This is a genomic window from Kribbella sp. NPDC056345, from assembly GCF_042262745.1.
Taxonomy (GTDB): Bacteria; Actinomycetota; Actinomycetes; order Propionibacteriales; family Kribbellaceae; genus Kribbella.
Window position 1 is genome coordinate 94286 of sequence record NZ_JBHJQQ010000002.1, and the last position, 16595, is coordinate 110880.

At 66.8% G+C, this 16595-nt stretch carries 4 protein-coding genes; 2 read left to right on the top strand and 2 right to left on the bottom strand.

Features of this window, described 5'->3' with window-relative positions; genetic code table 11:
• Positions 1-47: 47 nt before the first annotated feature.
• Positions 48-356 (bottom strand): hypothetical protein, encoded by a 309-nt coding sequence (locus ACFCV3_RS06230; protein ID WP_132409322.1) that lies wholly within the window; start codon positions 354-356, stop codon positions 48-50.
• 40 nt (positions 357-396) lie between these two features.
• On the bottom strand, positions 397-1290 hold the full coding sequence (locus ACFCV3_RS06235; RefSeq protein ID WP_376026633.1) for a hypothetical protein: 894 nt from the start codon (positions 1288-1290) through the stop codon (positions 397-399).
• Between the two features lie 140 nt (positions 1291-1430).
• On the opposite strand from ACFCV3_RS06235, the gene ACFCV3_RS06240 reads away from it, so the two are divergent.
• Positions 1431-14039 (top strand): hypothetical protein, encoded by a 12609-nt coding sequence (locus ACFCV3_RS06240; protein WP_376026635.1) that lies wholly within the window; start codon positions 1431-1433, stop codon positions 14037-14039.
• Positions 14036-16558 (top strand): right-handed parallel beta-helix repeat-containing protein, encoded by a 2523-nt coding sequence (locus tag ACFCV3_RS06245; protein ID WP_376026637.1) that lies wholly within the window; start codon positions 14036-14038, stop codon positions 16556-16558. The genes ACFCV3_RS06240 and ACFCV3_RS06245 overlap by 4 nt, the downstream gene beginning before the upstream one ends.
• Positions 16559-16595 lie beyond the last annotated feature (37 nt).

The following is a 16595-nucleotide window of genomic DNA, read 5'->3' on the forward strand; positions in this document are numbered from 1 at the left end:
GGACAGCAAAGGGCCCCAGGCTTGTTGCCTGGGGCCCCTGCTGTGGACTACTTGGCCTGGTTGAGGCTGTTGCTGATGCCCTGGTCGAAGTCTTCGGCGTTCTTCTTGATGCTGTTGAACATCTCGCGGAAGTCCTCGATGCCCTTGACCGCGGCCTTCAGGCTGGTGTCGAAGTTGTTGTAGGTGTTGCGGATGACCTCGCTGGACTGCTTGAACACCATGCCGTCGTCGACGAGGGTGTTCACCCGGGTCCGCAGGTTCTCCACCAGCGGGACGATCTGGTCGTGCGCGTTCTTCATCAGGTTGGTGACATCGACGATCTTGCCGTAGTCGAGGTTGATGCCGTCGTACGCCATTGCTGGTGGTCCTTTCGGGGGTGGGCGTGCAGTCCGTGGGCTAGACGCCGTACGGGTAGTAGTAGTAATCGTCCTCAGGCTTCGGGACCTCGACCCAGTCGGCCGACGTACCGTCGTCGTTGTCCGCACCGCGGGTGTACTCGGTCACTTCGCCGTCGTTGTCGGTGACCTTCTTGGTGCCGCTGCCGTCACCCTTCAGATCGGTGACGGTGACGTCCTTCTTGCCGTCGGCGTCCGTGCTGGTCGCGGTCGACGTGCTGCTCCCGTCGGAGTTGATCCTGGTCTCGTCGTGGACCTTCGAACCGTCGGGGTAGTCGCTGTCGGTGATCATCGTGTGCTTGTCGTCGCTGTACGTCGTCACCGAGTGGTAGGTCTTGCCGTCGTAGGTGACCGTGGTCTCTTCCTTGATCACGTTCCCCTTGTCGTCAAGGGTCAGGTGCGTCTGGATGTTGCCGCGGTCCGTCTGGATGGTCTGATCCAGCGGCGGGTGGTCACCGGGGTTCTTGGCACTGCAGAAGTCCGGTGCCTCGGTGCCGGCCGGGAGGTTCTCGCACTCGCTCTTGTGGGCCTGGTAGTAGTCCCACTGCGACTTGTCCCGGTAGTAGTTCGACAGTGCCAGGTTGCTGTTGGTGACGTTCATGCCCTGGGCGATCTCGGCGTCGAACTGGAGGAACGCCTCGCCGACCGAGCCGAACGAACCGGCCAGCTTCTTCAGGCCGTCCTCGGCCTTGGTCATCGTGCCCTGGGCGTTCGTGTGCAGCGCCGTGATCGCGGTGTCGATCTCGCTGCTGCCGAGGATGCTCGAGCTGTCCTGACCGGCCAGCGTGCTGAACAGGCTGTCGTTCAGCGTCGGCTTGATGTTGCCGGCCAGCTCCTCGAGATCCTTCTTGGCGTCGTTGAGCAGGTTGTAGTTCATCTTGAGTTTGTCCGGCACAACCCCTCCTGACTTCGCACGCGTTCGTACTGACCACGCGGGAAGGCCCGTCGAGGTTCATTCAGATCCTGAATGAACTTCCGCGCCCGCTCGTGCGTGGTCGGTACGGAGGCGTTTCGCGACGTGTGAGGAGGGGATCAATGCCACGGCCGGGCGACTGGGACGCGATCGGGCTGGGCGGGGACCCCACTCCCGGGGAGCCGGAGACCATCGGTCAGCTGGCCGAAGTACTGCAGAAGGTCGGCGGCAAGGCGCGCGAGATCATGTCCGCCGTCGACTCGGTGATGAACAAGAACGACGACAGCGTCTTCGTCGGCGCCACCGCGGACGCCCTGCGCGGCAAGGTGGACGGCCGGCTGCGCGGCCACGTCGAGGACGTGGCGAACGCCTTCGAGACCGCCGCCACTGCCCTGCGCGAGTGGCGGACCGCGGTCGAGGGCTATCAGCGTACGGCGGATGCCGCGCTCGCGGCGGGTCGTGGCCTGAAGGAGGACGACCCGGAGCGGGAGCGGCAGAAGGGTGTCGCCGAGCAGGCCGGACGGGAGCAGTCCAGCGCCGCCGGTGGGTATGCCGGCCGGATCAACGGCGTCTCCAACATCCAGTTGCCGATCTCGGACTGCGAGGCGTTCTGGGAGGCGTTCAAGTGGCTGGCGATCATCCTGATCATCCCGGCGCTGATCTTCGGCGGCCCGATCGCGCTGATCGCGCTCGGGGTGAATCTGGCGCTGTTCATCAAGACCATCGTCGACGTAGCCAAGGGTGACGCGAGCTTCCTCGATCTGTTCCTGGCCGGGCTGGGCCTGATCGCGCCGACCACCAAGGCGCTGCCGATCTTCAGCATCATCAAGGGTGTCGCCAGCGGGATCGCCGCGGGTGTGAAGGGGATCGCGAACACCTTCCGGAACATCTTCAGCAAGAACTTCCTGATGTCGGGCCTGACCGGTCTGCGCGGGCTCGGCAGCCTGGTCAACCTGTCGATCCGCGAGACCGGCCTGTTCGTGATCAAGAACCTGCGGAACTTCCCGGTCAACGCGGCCAGTTTCGTGAACAACTTCGGCACCATCTCGCTCGGTGCCTTCAGCAAGCTCAAGCTCACCTTCTCGGCCGGACTGTCCGCGGTCGGCAACGGGATCGGCGCGATCGGCCGGGGTATCGGGGCGCTCTGGACGGGGACCGGCAAGTTCATCTCGGCGCACTTCGGCAATCTGCAGTGGACCCGGATCTTCCTGCCGGTCGCGGCGGACGACATCCGCGCGTTCCAGGCGCTGGGGATGAGCAACTGGGCGTCGTTCACGCAGGCGTTGAAGGTCGGTGTGGTCGGGCGCGGGGTGTTCGCGCAGAACGTGTTCGGGATGCCGACGATGGCGGCGATCGGGCGGGGGATCAGCGCGGCTCCGATCCCGACCGGCAACCTGGGGTTCGCCGACAACCTGAAGTCGTTCTTCAACCAGATGATGGAGCCGCCGAAGCTGGTTCCCGCCGTACACATCAACAACTTCGGTCTGGCCACCGACTCCGGGTTCGGCGCCGGTAAGGCGTTCACCGCGATCGACGAGATCCACCTTGCGCCGATGGCGCCGCTGCCGCCGAGCAACGTCGGTGTCAGCGCAGTGAACCCCCCGACCGTGACGACGGCCAGCGGCCTGCACGTGCCGGTCACCACGAACGTCGGCAACGTGTCGACCAACGTGGGGTCCCTGCACGTCGGTACGCCGTCGATGGGCAACGTCGGCAGCGTCTCCACGAACATCCCCGCCATGCATGCCGGTACGCCGTCGCTGGGTGGCGTCGGGAGTATCTCCACGAACATCCCGGCGATGCATGCCGGTACGCCGTCGGTGCACGGGGTGAACGGCATCGAGGGGCTCGTCCAGGGCATGCCGAACGCGAACCACGTCGCCCTGCCCGCGTTGCCGGCCAACGGGGTGGTGCACGGTACGCAGGGCGCCGGTACGGGGAACTTCAGTCAGCTGACGGGGAACGCTGTCCAGCCGAACGTGAACGTCAGCTCCCTGCACGTGTCGGCACCGCAGTCGAGTGGTATCGGTGACCTGGTCAACTCCGGCATCCGGAACAACACCCCGACCGTCTCCCCGAACTTCGCCACCACGATCGGTGACGGCGCCGGGCAAGGCTTCCAGGCCGCGCACATCCGGACGTCGATCGACGAGATCCTGCACTCGCCGGCCGCCACGAACAGCAATCTGACCTCGGTAGCCCCGCCAACCGTCGACCGCGTGAACAGCGCCCTCAACCTCCTGCACGGCGGCGGCGCAGACCTCAAGCTCGGCGCCCCGGTCAAGGTCGACAACCCAGGCCTCGCAGGCACCCAGAACCTAGCCTCCCCACCCGCCACAACCCACGTCCAGCCAGTCAACCTCCCCCGCTCCGACGTCCCCCTCCAAACCTCCCTGGTCCCCACCACCCCCGCCCACGTAGGTACGCCGGGCAACGTTGGGGTGCCCGGGGGTGGGCACTCGTTCTCTCCTGGGAAGTCGGAGATTCCGCTGAGTGGGTTGCCGGATCATCCGGGCGCGGTGATCAAGGTGGAGCGGTTCGAAGGGGGGATGACGCAGTTCAACCTGCATGGGGGTGGGGCGAACGGGCGGCTTGATGTGCTGAACGGTGGGCATCTGCGGTTCACCGATACGTCGACCGGGGCGACTACGCGGTTCAGCAGTGATGGCATCGTGATTGACCAGGGCATCCGGCTGACGAAGACGGACGGCGTACTGCGTCCTACTGATCAGATCGTGGTCAAGGGGGCCGACGGCAGCTTCCAGGTGACGGGGCTGGACGGGAAGCTTGTGCCGGATGGTCTGAAGGTTCGGGCGCTCGACACGGGCGGCGTACAGGTGCTTGGTAAGGACGGCGCTTCGTGGAACTACAGCGCCACGGGCAAGCTCGAGGGCCAGAACGTCACCGCGCACTGGCAGAACGATCTGGCTGCCAAGGCCGGCGTCTTCCAGAAGGCCGGTGACTCCGACCTTGCCGTCACGCAGAAGATGGACGACTTCCGGTCGGTCCAGAACGCGCAGAAGAACCTCGACATCGCGAACGACAACGTCGAGATGCACGGCCAGCGGGCGGATGGGCCGTCCACCGGGCCGTCGGTTGGAGAGCAGGTGCACCTTGACCTGCGCGGCGCGCAGCGGGATCTCGACAACGCCAAGGCCGCGTTCCAGGACAAGCACCACCTCAACGCCGACGGCCTTACCCAGCAGCTGGACGACATCACCAGGCAGTCGCTGAACGAGCGACCGCGACTGCTGGGCGGCGGCCGGACGCAGACCTTCGACCTACCAGGCAACACCGGTGTGAAGTTCGATGTTGCTGACGGCAAGCGAATCACCCTGCACGGCGATGGCTACAGCTCCGAGGTCACCGGCACCACGCTGAAGATCACGCAAGACTCGACCGGCCACTCCTGGACGTACAACCTCGGCTTCGGTAACCGCGTCAACCTCGTCGGCGAATCCTTCCCGCTGAACGGCGGTCACTTCAACGGCCAGCCGGTCGCGCTGGAAGGCAAGCTCGGCCAGTTCGACCGCGGCCTGCTGACCAGCGACGGAAAGACCTTCCCGGTGAAGGTCACCGACGACACGATCGTGGTCGGTTCGCCACACGGCCCGCTGACCTACGACCGCAACGGCAGCTTCACCGGCGCCGGCCCGAACATCGCCGGTGACCTCCCCAAGCCCGTCCCACCCCCGCACCTCCTCGACGACCCGGCCGCTCTCGCCCGCTGGGAGTCGCAGGTCGACCTCTCCCGCACCCACCTGACCGTGGCCGCGTCGGACAAGGGCGTCGAGACGCTGATGAAGGACGTCATGGGCGGTTCCTTCACCTCCAAGCGCGGGTACGGCGGTTACGTCAACCCGACCGCCCTCGCCGACGGCACCCTGGTCGGCAAGGCGCGGGCGTTCAACGCGATCACCGACGACCTGCTGTTCAAGGGTCCGGCCGACAACATCACCGTCTACCGCGGTGTCTCGATGGACCCCCATGCGGCCGGCGCCAACAGCTTCACCGAGCGCCTGCCGATCTCGACCTCCACGTCGATGAAGTTCCAGGACGAGTGGGCGAAGAACGGCGTACTGTCCAACCGCGCGGTGTTCGAGATCGACGTACCACCGAGTCACGGCAAGCTCGCGATGTCGTATCCGGATCACTACACGCCCGGCGGCGGTGAGGCCCGTGCGTGGAACCAGGACCAGTCCGAGTTCACCCTCGCGCCGACGACCCTGGTACGGACAGGTAAGCCGGATCGCTTCGAGAACGGGATGCGGGTCATCTCGGTCAAGGCCGAGCAGATCCCGCCGGGCCGGCTCGAGTCGCTGATCACCGAGCAGTGGAAGGGCCTGGATTCGGCGACCGCGTTCGACGACTTCGCGAAGTCCTTCAGCCAGACGAACCTGCGCAACTTCGAGGGTTTCGACGACGCGATCACCCGGTCGACGACGAGCACCGACAACCTGATGCACACGATCCACGTGCAGCGGCCGGGGTTCAAGGACGAACTCACGATCACGATCATGCGCAACGAGCAGGCCGACTCGGTCCGCGTCACGATGGTTGCCGATGGCAAGACCGCCTTCAACCAGACCTGGTCGACGACCGACTTCCGCAACCTGGCCACGGATCTGCGCGGCAACGTGCTGTTCAACAACGAGCAGTTCGCGAACCTGGCCAAGCCCGCCGAGTGGAACGTCTCGCGGGCCACCGGCAAGCAGATCGCGGACGCGTGGGACGCCGACAGCCTGGCCCGGACGAATGTGTTCCGGCAGCCGGGCGACGCGGATTCGCTCGTGGTCCAGAAGGCCAACGACTTCACCACGGTCCAGAAGGCGCAGAACGATCTCGGCAAGGCGCTGGACAACTTCACCGTCAACGGCAACCGCATCGAGGGCCCGTCGTCCGGACCGTCCCTAGGCGATCTGGCCCGCGTCGACCTGCAGACCGCCCACGGCGAGTTCGTCAAGGTCAAGGAGATCTTCGAGTCGAAGTACCCGGGCATGAACGTCGAGAGTGTTCAGCACCAGCTCGACGAACTGCTGGTCGACTCGCTCCGCGATCGTCCGCGTCTCGTTGCCGGCGGCACCCAACCGCGTCCGGCGGCGATCCCGAACAGCTCGGTGTTCTTCAAGGTCGACGACGGTGCCGTCACCTTCACCGGCCCGAACGCGAACGCCTTCACCGGCAGTTTCGACGGCCCGGTGCTGAAGGTCACCCAGACCTCCTTCGACGGCACGATGACGCGTCAGCTCGAGTACTCGATCAACCAGCGCACGAACATGCCGATGCTGAACCGCGACGAGTTCACGCTGGCAGGTGGTCCGTTCGAAGGCAGGCGGATCGGCGCCGAGATCGAGATCGGTCTGCCGGGGCAGTCGCAGCTGATCGACGATGCCGGAGGCAACGTCCCGGTCCAGTACCTGTCGGGTGAGTTCCACGTCCCGTCCAGGCTCGGCCCGGCGAAGTACACGCGCGAAGGCAACTTCGTCGGGATCGGCGCGACCCGAACCGACCATCTACCCCCGGTGAACCCGCCGGCCGGCCTGGTCGGCGACGACCTGGCCCGCTGGATGGCTCAGGTCGAGATCTCCCGAACCCACCTGACCGCGGCCGGCCAACTGGACGACGTCGGCAAGATGATGGACTCGATCGCGCAGGGCGCCTTCACCTCCAAGCGTGGGTACGGCGGCTACATCGACCCGGCGTTCCGCAACGGGAACCTCGAGGAGCGGGTGCTGGAGTTCAACACGGTCGCGAACTCGTTGATGGTCGACGGCAAGATCGGCCGGACCACGGTCTACCGCGGTGTCGCCATGGACAAGGCCGCCGCGCAGGCCGACACGTTCATCGAGCGGCTGCCGGTCTCCACGTCGAGCGAGTGGAAGTTCCAGCCGCAGTGGGCCAAGGGTGCCGATCCCGACAAGCGGGTCGTGTTCAAGATCGACGTACCGGAGACCCACGGCAAGCTCGCGATGGCCTACCCGGACGACTATGTGCGTGGGCTCGACGAGGCCATGCCGAAGAACCAGGCACAGTTCGAGGTGACGCTGTCACCCACGATCCTGGAGCGGACCAGCGAGCCGATCTTCACCAAGGACGGCCTGACGGTCATCCCGGTGCGGGCCCGGCAGATGACCGACGACCAGATCGGCCACTTCCTCACCGAGCGGTGGAGCGGGCTGGACTCGGCCGAGGCGTTCGACGACTTCGCGAAGGCCTTCGACACCGCGGGGATGCAGAAGTTCACCGGGATGTCCGACGTCACGGTCACGTCGAAGACGGTCGGCACGGTCAACGAGATCACCGTCGGCAAGGCCGGGTTCGCGGGCGACGACCTGAAGATCGTCGTGACCCGGGATGTCGATGCCGACTCGGTCACGGTGACCGCGACCGCCGACGGCAAGACGTCGTTCAGCCAGACCTGGAGCCGGGACGGGTTCGCGAACATCGCGACCGATCTCAAGGCCGGGACGCTGCACGACAACGACCTGTTCCTCTCGATCTCGAAGCCGGCCGCCTGGAGCTCGAAGGGTAAAGCGGTCGCCTCGCCGATGGACGTGGACCTGGCCGCGAAGACCACGGCGCCTCGCGCGGCCTTCGACGCCGATGCGCTGGCCGGCGTCCGGATGGAGGACTTCGGCCGGATCCAGCAGTCGCGGTACAACCTGCAGCAGGCTGAGCTCAACGTCAATCTGCACGGTGGCCGCAACGACAGCACGTCGGTGGATTCGGCGATCGGGCAGCAGGTCAAGATGGAGCTCGACGCGGCGCAGGTCGACTTCGACGCCGGCAAGGCCGCGTTCAAGCGCAAGCACGAGATGGACTACGACGACCTCCAGGCCGAGGTCAGCGCCGCCAAGAAGATGAAACTGCCGGGTGCCGGGCGGCTGTTCGACGTACCGGGCGGCAACATGTCGTTCCAGGTCGAGCGGGGCCAGGTCGGTTTCGCCGGCTCTCTGGCCGACGATTTCAGCGGTGTGGTGGACGGCAACACCGTCGTCGTGACGCGGATCGGCACCGGAGGCGGGGGCGTCGTCGGGGACACCTGGACGTTCCGGATGGGCTTCCGGCCGAGTCTGATCGGCCGGACGATGACGCTGACCGACGGGCCGTTGGCCGGCGAGCTGATCAACCTGCGCGGTATAGCGGGTCAGCTCGACGGCTCGCTCGGGGATGCCGGTGTCTGGCCGCGGCACCTGTCCGGCGATGATCTGTTCGTCGCGACGCCGACCGGTCCGCTGCACTACACGCGGGACGGCAACTTCCGTGGCCCGGTCCAGACAGCGACCCGCGACCTCGGCCCGGCGACACCGCCGCCGCACTTGGTGAACGACCCGGATGGTCTGGCGCGCTGGACCGCGCAGGTCGACTCCTCGCGGACGCACCTCACCGAGGCGATGAACAACAAGGCCGTCGAGAACCTGATGAAGGACGTGATGGGCGGTTCGTTCACGTCCAAGCGCGGCTACGAGGGCTTCGTGAAGCCGTCCGCGCTGACCGACGGGACGCTGGCCGGCAAGGTGAACGACTTCAACAACGTCACCCGGGATCTGCTGCTCAAGGGCCCGGACGACCGGATGACCTTGTACCGCGGGGTGTCGATGGACCCGCATGCCGCGCAGGCCGACGAGTTCGTGGATCGGTTGCCGAGTTCGACCTCGAACAACCTCGGCTTCCAGGAGGAGTGGGCGAAGAACGGTGCCGCGGGCAACCGGTTCGTCTTCGAGATCGACGTACCGGCGGGGCATGGCAAGCTGTCGATGGCGTATCCGAAGGGATACCAGGCCGGTGACGACGCCGCCAAGGCGTGGAACCAGAGCCAGTGGGAGGTCACGCTCGCGCCGACCACGCTGACCCGGACCGGGCCGGACCGGATCGAGGACGGGATGCGGATCATCCCGGTCAAGGCCGAGCAGATCCCGCCGGGCCGGATCGCGGACCTGCTCCAGGAGAAGTGGCCGGGGATGAACCTGGACACGGCGTACGACGATTTCGTGCGCGCCTTCGACGAGGGGTCGGTGAACCGCTGGGAGGGCTTCCAGGACGTCACCGTGACGACCACGAAGAGTGCTGACGGCAACCTCACCACGCACACCCTGAGCAAGCCGGGCTACGGCGACAAGCTGGATGTTCTGATCAGCAAGGACGTCGACGGCGGCACGGTCTCGGTCAAGATCGACGGCGGCGAGAGCGCGTTCAGCAAGGGTCCGTGGAAGGGCACCGACCTGGCGGACCTGGCTGCGCAACTGCGCGGAAACGTCTTGCACGACAGCGATCTGTTCATGCGGTTGCCGCAGCCGGGCGCCTGGGCGCAGGAGCCGGTCGTCGTCAACATGATGCACATGCCGCAGGTGCAACATCACCCGCTCGGCGGCGCGTTCAACGGGCACCAGGTGGTCCTTCCGCACGGTGGCCAGCCGCATGTCACCGGCCCGCAGGCGAACCAGTTCGCCGTACACGACTTCGGCGACGACGGCTTCCGCGTGATCGGTCCGAACGGCCAGACCCAGCGGTACGGCGCGAACGGCGTACAGATCGCCGACCGTCTGCAGCTGAACGGGCAGTTCGGTGATCGGTGGGTGGTCCGGCCGGTGCAGGGTCATCCGCATGTGGCGGGGACGGACGGTCCGCTGTTCAGCGTGTTCAACACGAACGATGGCGGCTTCCGCGTCCTCGGACCTCGCGGCGAGACCTACCGGTACGGCGCGGATGGCGCCCTGCACGGTGGTGGCCGGGCGCTGGCCGACAACATGTATCCGCGGGGCTCGGTCTTCACCGAGGCTGATGGTGCTGGTGGGCTACGCGCGGTCGACGTGCACGGTACGCCGGTTGCGCAGCACCGGGTGGAGTTGCTGGCGAACGGGCAGTTCCGGATGTTCGACGACTCGACGGCCACAGTCCGGTGGTTCGACGAAGCCGGGATGGGCCGCGCGCACGGCATTCGGGTCCAGGATCCGGCGTACACGGGTAACACGTACCTGTATCGGACGCCGGATGGGCAGGCCAGCTTTGTCGACGATGCCGCGACCCCGCGGCCCGGCGCGGTGCACCTGTCGCAGGACGGGACGAACACCTTCCAGGTCGTAGAGGCGAACGGTGTCAGTCGGCACTTCGACAACGCCGGGAACTACCTCGAACGCCATGTGCCACTCGCCGGCACCACGCGGGTCGTCGTACACGATGTCAACAACGCCCTCGTCCTCCGCGGTCCGACCGGAGACACCGCGACCGTCACCCACGTGCAGGGCGGCTACCGGGTCGTCGACAACGCGCGGTTCGACCAGTTCGACGGCAACGGTGCGTTCCAGAGCTTCGGCCGCCAGATCCAGCTCCCCGGTGAGACCGGCTGGCTGCACATCGGCGGCGCGAACCCGCAGTGGCTCGACAACACCTTCCAGCCGGTGGCCGGCCGCAACGCCGTCATCCACGGCAACGAGATCCATGTCGCGCGGACCAACGGTCACGATGTCTTCGACCTGAACGGCGGTCTGGTGCGCGAGGTCACCGACCTGCCTGGCAACGGTGCGGTGCTCGGCGGTAGCCGGATCACGCGGGACAACAACGGCGTCGTGCACTGGACCGACAATGCCGGTACGGCGATGCCGACACCGCACCACCCGCCGACGATCGACAACGCGGGCAACATCCGGATCGAGCTCAACCTGCCGGGCCGGCCGCGGAACGGCGAGCACCACGTGTTCAACCGGGACGGCGTGGTCACCGAGCAGGGCTTCCGGGTGGTCCGCGACAACCAGCCGACCGAGTTCAAGTACGTCGTCAACCGGACCGACAACACGTGGCAGCGCGTGCGCGACAACGGCACTGTCGGCGACCTCGGGTTCCAAAAGGGCAAGGTCGACATCGTCGGCCTGGAGAACGGCCGGATCCGGTTGCAGAGCTCGACCGCCAAGGAGGTCGAGGTCTTCGAACGCCGGTGGCTGCCGACCGACGAGATCCTGGACAGCTTCCGCAAGACCGACACGCTCGGGTTCGGTTCGACCAACCGCCGTACCACTTGGGCGACGTACGACGGCAATGGGAACCTGACCAACTGGGGTAAGCGGCATCACGCCACGGCCGGGAACGCCTGGCAGGACATCGACCACAACTGGCGGACGGTCCGCGACTACCAGCAGGGCCTGCAGAAGTACGACAACCCGATCGCCGACCAAATGGGTCCGCTGGCCAAGGCCGAGGAGAAGATCACCGGCCACGTGCTGGCGATCCGGAACGGCGACAACTGGACCTGGCACCGGTACCAGGCCGACTTCGTGTACGTTGCCCAGGGCAACCGTACGTTCGAGCGCATCGGCGAAGGGTGGACCGACACTGTTCGCGTGATGGACGGCGGTAACGAGGTCAGTCGGGTCGCGCAGCAGAAGTTCGGCACCTGGCACGGGCCTGATACCGCTCGCCAGTACAAGGAGTTCACGCTGGAGCCGGGTGCCACGCACCCGACCCGGGACGGTTCGTTCGAGGTGCTTTCGCCGCAGTTGAAGCCGGTCGGTAAAGGTGAGCTGCTGCCCGACGGCACGCTGCTGTCCGCGGCCCGGCAGGGCGACCAGCGACCGCCGATCTGGATCCGGAAGAACTTCCTGGACAACCCGCCAACCACCGGCAGCGTCGCGCACATCGCCACCGACAACCGCTTCCAGATCTTCCGCTGGGAGACCAGCACGGGTGGCCGAGGCGTCCGGTACGTCGGTGCCGACGAGGCGATCGTCGATGTGGACATGAACGGCGCCTTCGTCCGCTCGAAGGGCAAGCTGCACGACGGCACCGAGCTGAAGGTCGGCGACCACGCGACCGCGCCGGGCACTCCCTACCCGCATGCGAACCCACGGCCGGGCGCGCAGGCCGACGTACCGTGGACTGCGGGTGATGTGAACGGCTGGCGGGTGAACAACGGCAACGCCTGGCAGGACTTCGCCGAGGACGCCCAAGGCTGGCGGATGGTTCGCGAGAGTCAGCCGGGTGGACTCGTCCGGGAGTACCCCGACCCTGCCGACGTACGGATCTGGGTCAACCGGGATGCGCACGGCAACCTCGTCGGAATGGCGCACAAGGTCGACGACCCAGGCAACGTCGGCGGGCACAAGTACGTCGTCAGCACCGGGCCGGCGGATTCGTCGTCCTGGCGGTGGCACGAGCTGGATCGCAACGGTGTCGCGATCGCCGGGCGCGAGGGCGACCGGTTCCACTTCAAGGGTTCGCGGGACGAGAGCATCAGCTTCGACAACTCGTTCCGGGACTTCGATAATGCCGGCAACCTGGTTCGCGACCGGCGGATGCTCGACGACCGGCGGTTCATCGAGTCGTGGAACGACGGTGGTCGCTGGGTGGTCAAGGAGTTCGACGCGGCTGGTGCCGAGGTGGTCGGGTCGACGCAGCTCAACCGGCAGTGGCTGGCCGCGGACGGGACTTGGCAGCAGAACTGGACAGCCGGTTCCAGCCACTTCCGCGACAGCACCCCTGGGACGCCGGCGCAGATTGTGCGGGAGACGCCGACTCACATCGGCGACGGCCGGCCGACGCGGGTCCGCGAGTACACGATGGACGGCAACGGGAACACGGACTTCCGGCAGTGGAAGGAGTTCGACTTCGACAAGGTCGTCCGGGAGCGGGCGCTGTCGGGGAACAACTACCTCGAGACCGACAAGATCCACGGCCAGTGGAAGCTGTACGACAACACCGGCCGGGTGATCGGTGAGCGCTCGGACAACGGTCTGGTCTTCGAGTTCCGGGACGGGCAGCTACGACTGAGCGGCAACGAGTTCGACTTCCGCGGGCAGTTGACCGAGTTCCGCGGCTGGAATACCCGGCTCGGAGACGTTCAGCGGCAGCCGTGGTTGATGCAGTCCGAGTGGACGTTCGCCGACAAGACTCTGCTGCCGGGAGGAAGCGCCGTACTGCGGGAGGCGAACTACGCGCCGTTCTCCCGGCTGCTGACCCAGAAGCTCGCGATCACGATGACGTTCGACTTCCTGCTCGACTACGCGGCATCGTTGATGATCGCCGGGATCATCGCCGAGGCGCAGAACAAGCCGTTCACCGGGAACGACGCGCTCAAGGCCCTGATGAACGCCGCGGTCGGCACGGTGATCAAGGGCGTGGCCGGCGCGGCGCTGACCGACACCAAGACGCTGGGCCTGTTCCGGAACCTCAAGCAGAACATGAGCAACCTCGACGGCGGCAAGCTGATCACGAACCGGCCGATCAACCACACCTCCACCTGGGGTGCGGAGTGGGCTGCGAACACGGGCGCGGTGAAGTGGCGGGCCGGTGTCTTCGACTACAGCTTCGGCATGTTGTTGCTGCCGTTCACCGCGTTCGTGAACGGCACGATGAACGCCGCGATCTTCGGCGTACCGGGCTCGGACGGCAAGACCCACAAGGTGTCCGGCTGGCAGGCCGTCGCCGAGGGCGGTATCACGGCCGTGGCCAGCCTGGTCGCGGCGAACAGCATCGGTCTGCTGCGGACCGGCATCGGTCAGTACTCGATCGGCCGGTACGTCCAGAAGGGCGGCATCGGCGAGATGGCGCTGAACATGCCGCTGCGGCTCTGGGAGAAGGGCATGGCCTCGCTGCTGACGCCCGCCATCCGCGGCGCGATCGATCCGCCCTGGTCGAACATCGCCCCGCAACCGCCGCCTACGATCACTCCGGGTGGCGTGATTCTGCCGCCTGGCGTCACCTCCGTACCTCCCGTCTCCGGCACCCAAGGAACACCGTGACGACTCGCTATGTGGGCCCGAAGGGGCGTGGCAGTTTCCGCCGGATCGGCGACGCCCTGCGGGCCGCCGGTCCTGGTGACGTGATCGTGGTCGCCGGTGGCGAGTACGCCGAACAGCTCCGCCTGGACCGCTCGATCGCGGTCGTCGCCGAGCCCGGCGGCGGGCAGGTGACGGTGACCGGCGTACCGGGTGGTGAGCCGACGGTCGTTGCCGAGGGCCTCGAATGCACGGTGCGCGGGATGACCATCAAGGCACCGGCCGACGATGCCGGTGCGCCGGCGGTCGGGGTGGCCGGTGGTGCCGGGCTGATGATCGAGGACTGCACTGTCTCCGGTGGCCGGATCCATGCCCGCGGCAACGAAAACACCGGGCAGGGTTCCGACCTGACCGGGTACGGCGTGACCACGTTGATGATCCGTGGTTCGCGACTGGAGCAGGGGCGGCTGGCCGCGATCCACCTGTCCGGCCGGGTCCAGGCGAAGATCGAGGACTCCGTCATCGACACGGTCGACGGGATCGGCGTCGTACTGTCCGGACCTGCGTATCTGGACGCGTCGCGGTTGCGGCTGAACCAGACGTCGGGCTACGGGTTCCGGTTGCGCGGGACCAGCAAGCTGGTGTCGACCGACGGGACGATCCGGCAGACGGGGATGGCCGGCGTACTGCTCGAGGACGGATCGACGGCGACGCTCAGCGATATCCGGATCGAGAAGCCCGGTGGTCCGGGTGTGCATGCGACCGGATCGGCGCGGAGTGAGCTGACCGACTGCCGGGTTCGCGAGGCGCGGGCCAGCGGACTCGTTGCTCAGGACAGTGCGGAGCTGATTGCGACCGACTGTGCGGTGACCGACGCGGGCGCGAACGGCTTGCTGGTCTCGGATTCCGCGACGGCGACTGTGACCGCGACCCGGTTCGACAGGCCGGCGTACAGCGCGGTGCATTTGACCGGTACGGCGACTGTGAAGCTCACCGATTGTCAGGTTCGCGAGGGTGTTGAGCACGGCGTCCACGTGACCGCGTCGGCGCGAGTCGAACTCATCCGGTGTGGGATCCAGGACGTCGGGCTGACCGGGCTGTCGGCTGTGGACGCTGGGTTTGCTGATGCGGAGGACTGCCGGATCGTCGGTGGTGGGACGGGTATCCGGTTGGAGTCCACCACGGCGACGAGTGTGCGGACATCGTCGGTGACCGGGACTGTCGGTACCGGTGTCGAGCTGGCCGGTGCTGGGCTGGCGACGCTGGATGCGGTGCGGGTCAGCGGGACCAAGGCGGCCGGCATCGTGGTCGGCACGGGTGCGGCCGCGACGATCGACGCGAGCACGATCGAGAACTGCGCGGGATCCGGGCTGGTGATCTGGTCGGAGGCGACTCCGACGGTGAACGGGCTGCGGGTGAGCGCAGTGGCGAAGAACGGGATCTACGTGGCCGAGAAGGCCGGTGGGACCTACACGGACTGCGATGTCACCGGGACGAAGTACCCGGCACTGCACTTGGCGAAGACGGCGGCACCGACGTTCAAGCATCTGCGGATCCGGGACTGTTCGGAGGCGGTCGGTCAGGAGGATGGCGCCGTACCGGTCTTCGAGGACTGCACTGTCGACGGTGTCGCGATGATCCGCGAGACGCCGGTTGCGGCTGTGGCGGGAGCTTCCTCGACGCCTGACGTGCATGTGCCGGGGGCGCTCGACGAGAGCATGCCGCCGGACGACGAGACGCTCGAGGACGTCCTGGCCGAGCTCGAGGAGCAGGTCGGGCTGGACCGGGTGAAGCGCGACGTCCAGTCGATGGTGAAGCTGATGCAGACGGTCCGGATGCGCGAGGAGGCCGGCCTGCCGGCACCGCCGCTCAGCCGGCACCTGGTGTTCGCGGGCAACCCTGGTACCGGTAAGACGACGGTCGCACGGCTGTACGGGCGGATCCTGAAGGCGCTCGGGCTGCTGCGGAAGGGCCACCTGGTCGAGGTCGACCGGACGGCGCTCGTCGGCGAGTACGTCGGTCATACCGGTCCGAAGACGCAGGCCGCGGTTACGCAGGCCCTGGGCGGTGTGCTGTTCATCGACGAGGCCTACTCGCTGGCACCGATCGGGATCGGCAACGACTTCGGCGCCGAGGCGATCGCCACGCTGGTGAAGCTGATGGAGGACCACCGCAACGACCTGGTCGTGATCGTGGCCGGGTACGTCAACGACATGTCCCGCTTCATCGGGTCGAACCCGGGGCTCTCCTCGCGGTTCACCCGGACGCTGCAGTTCGAGGACTACACCGCGGCTGAGCTGGTCGCGATCGTCGAACACCAGGCGCGCGGTCACCAGTACGAGCTGACCGTCGACGCGCGGGTGGCGCTGAACACGTTGTTCGAGCAGCTGCCGCGCGGCGAGGGCTTCGGGAACGGGCGGTCGGCACGGCAGATCTTCCAGGCGATGACCGAGCGGCAGGCGCACCGGATGTCGGAGCTCAGGACGCCGACGCCGGCCCAGCTGGTCTCGCTTGAGGTTCCTGATCTTCCGGAGTCGTTCTAACATCTATTCGTGAGTAGTTAACACAAGTTATCGTGCG